This window comes from Streptomyces sp. NPDC104367 (assembly GCF_055583825.1).
On record NZ_JBVJND010000084.1, the window covers coordinates 1 to 2855 of the forward strand.

Below are 2855 nucleotides of genomic sequence, written 5' to 3' on the forward strand. Positions count from 1 at the left end.
GGCCCCGCGTCCTGTTCGCCGAGGGCTTCGCCTGCTTCTCGAACGGCATCCCCTGCCGGCCAGGCGGGAAGCAGGCCGGTGTCTGTCCCTGGGCCTGTCGGTGATGCCGAGGCGCGTCTCGCCTGCGTCACCCGTACCCGCACGCGCACCCGCACCGGCACCCGCATCCGCCGACGTCTCGATCTGGGAGGCCTCTCGTGGATCCACGGCCGCCCCGGCGGCGTATTGCTGGGTCGGGGCCGCTCTACCGCCGTCGGTGCTCATCGGACGGCGGGGTGCGGTCGGGTGGTCTGCTGTTATGGAAGCGGCTGGTCGGGGGGGCCGGTCCTGAGACTGCCGTGACGTGTCGTCACGGAACGTATGGGTGGGGTTGTGTCTCGCTTATGATGGGGTGGTGAAGTTTGTGTTGGTGCCGGGTGGTTGGCAGGGTGGGTGGGCGTTCGACGCGGTGGCGGCGGAGCTGCGCCGCGACGGTCACCGGGTCGAGGCGGTGACCCTGGCAGGGCTGGAGTCGGATGGTCCGGTCGATGTGGGGCGGCCGCCGAATCTCGACACTCATATCGATCAGGTGGCCGGGATCATCGACTGTGGTGGTGAAAGGCCTCTCGTGCTGTGTGGGCACAGCTATGGCGGGATGGTGATCGCCGGTGTCGCGGACCGGCTCGGTGACCGCCTCGATCAGCTCGTCTTCATCGATGCCTATGTTCCGCAGGACGGTGATTCGTGCTGGTCCCTGACCAGTGACCGGTTCCGGCATCTGTTCATGGCCGGTGCCCGCGGCGACGGTCGCTGGGTCGCGGTCCCCTGCGGGGCCGATCCGCGTGCGCGGCCGCACCCGCTGGCGAGCTTCCTCCAGGGGCTCAGGCTGCGGAGCGGCCCCGGGCGCGCGGTCGGCCGCACGTTCGTCAGCGGTGGCGCGTGGCCGGGCAGCCCGTTCGTGGCCGTGGCCGAAGGGCTGCGCCGCAACTCGGGCTGGCGGGTGCACGAGATTCCTGTCGGCCATGACATCGCCCGTCGTGATCCGGGCGGTCTCGCGGCAGTCCTCGGGGCGCTCCCGCCGGCCGGCGGGGGCGTGTGATGTGGATGCGCGGCCCCGGCCGGGAGCCGGCATGCCGTGCGCTGCCGTCGCGGCCGCGGGTCACTCGCGGGCCGCTGCTGTGCTGCTCATGTCCGCGTAGCGGGCACCGGCCACCTGTGCCGCCAGCGGTTCGAGCGCGGAGAGTTCGGCTGCGGACAGGGTGAGTGCCGCTGCCGCGGCGTTCTCCCGCAGCCGGGAGGATTTGCGGGAGCCGGGTATGGGCAGGACGGTGAGGCCGTGGACGCGGGACTGCTGGTGCAGCCAGGCCAGTGCGATCTGTGCGGGGGTTGCGGCGTGGTGCGCGGCGACTGTGCGGACGGTTGCGAGGAGCGCGTAGTTGGTGCGGGCCTGCTCGCCGGTGAACCGGGGCATCGTCAGCCGGGTGTCGCCCGCGTTCAGTTCGCTGCTGTCGGGGAGCGCGCCGGTGAGCAGGCCGCGGCCGAGGGGTGAGTACGCGACGAACGCCACGCCGAGTTCCGCGGCCGCGGGGACCGCCGACGTCTCGACGTCGCGGCTGAAGAGCGACCACTCGGACTGCACCCCGGTGATCGGGTGGACGGCGTGGGCCGCACGCAGTTCGGGGCCGGTCACCTCGCAGAGCCCCAAGTGGCGGATCTTGCCCTCCTGGACGAGCTCCGCCATCGCGCCGACCGTCTCCTCCAGGGGGACCGAGGGGTCGCGGCGGTGTGCGTAGTAGAGGTCGATCGTGTCGATGCCGAGACGCTTCAGGCTCGCGTCGGCGCAGCGGCGGATGTAGGCGCGGTCGCCACGGACCTGATTCCAGGTCCGCCGGCCCGGCTGCCGTACGATGCCGAACTTCGTGGCGAGGAAGACCCGTTCGCGGTGGGCGCGGACGAAGGGGCCGAGGAGCACCTCGTTCCCGCCGTCTCCGTACAGGTCGGCGGTGTCGAACATGGTGACGCCCGCGTCGAGGGCGGCCTGCAGGGTTTCCTGCGCCTGGGCCGGTGTGCTGGGTCCGTAGACCTCGCTGAAGCCCATGCATCCCAGGCCCTGCGCGCCGACCGACGGGCCGCTGGTGCCGAGAGCAACGTTGGGGAGGGTGAGGGCGGAAGACATGGGAAGGGCTCTCCTTGATGCGGTGGGCGGCCGGGAGGGCGCGGATGTCATGTGTGGCGGGGCAGGGCGATGTCGATGATCTCCTGTACACGGTCCGTGAGATCCTCGCGATTGTGCTGGATCCAGGAGATGTGCTGGCTGCCGAAGAAGGCGGCGACGACGACCCGCGCCATGGAGGCGATGTCGGTGGTGGGCCGCAGCGTGCCCTCGTCCTGGGCCTGTGCCAGTAGCTCGGTGATGAGCTGGGTGAATTCGCTGAACGGCGTCGGCATGTCGGCGTCGACCAGGTTTCGCTCGATCTGCAGCCGGGCACCGGCCTGCATCACCGGGTTGTCCCGCAGGGCGGCCGCGGTCTGCAGGAGGAGCTGGGCGACCGCGTCGAGGGGCGGGAGCCGCCTGGCCGTGACCGATTCGGCGATGGCGGGCAGCTGTGTGTAGAACTCCTTGGTGACCGCGACGGCCACCGCCTCCTTGTTCGTGAAATGAAAGTAGACGGCTCCTTTGGTCACCTCGGCGAGGTCGGCGATGTCCTGGAGTGTGACGGCGGGGAACCCCTTTTCGGCGAAGGCCGTGGCGGCGGCGTCGAGGAGCTGCCTCCGGGTGCGGCCGGCCCGTTCCTGCTTGAGTTCCCGCGGGGCGTCCTTGGCTGCGGCGGCTGTCCGGAGATGCTTGCTCATGATCCCTCTTCCGTACGGTTCGG

General features: G+C 70.8%; 3 protein-coding genes. 1 reads left to right on the forward strand and 2 read right to left on the reverse strand.

What is annotated here, in order from left to right:
• Positions 1-394 precede the first annotated feature (394 nt).
• Complete coding sequence (locus ACZ619_RS45670; RefSeq protein ID WP_469611959.1) at positions 395-1078, forward strand: alpha/beta fold hydrolase; 684 nt, start codon at positions 395-397, stop codon at positions 1076-1078.
• A 60-nt stretch (positions 1079-1138) separates the two neighbouring features.
• Here the strand turns inward: ACZ619_RS45670 and ACZ619_RS45675 are convergent, their stop codons facing one another.
• Positions 1139-2155, reverse strand: coding sequence for an aldo/keto reductase (locus ACZ619_RS45675; RefSeq protein ID WP_469611960.1), 1017 nt, complete (start codon positions 2153-2155; stop codon positions 1139-1141).
• 47 nt (positions 2156-2202) lie between these two features.
• Complete coding sequence (locus ACZ619_RS45680; protein WP_469611962.1) at positions 2203-2832, reverse strand: ScbR family autoregulator-binding transcription factor; 630 nt, start codon at positions 2830-2832, stop codon at positions 2203-2205.
• Positions 2833-2855: the final 23 nt, after the last annotated feature.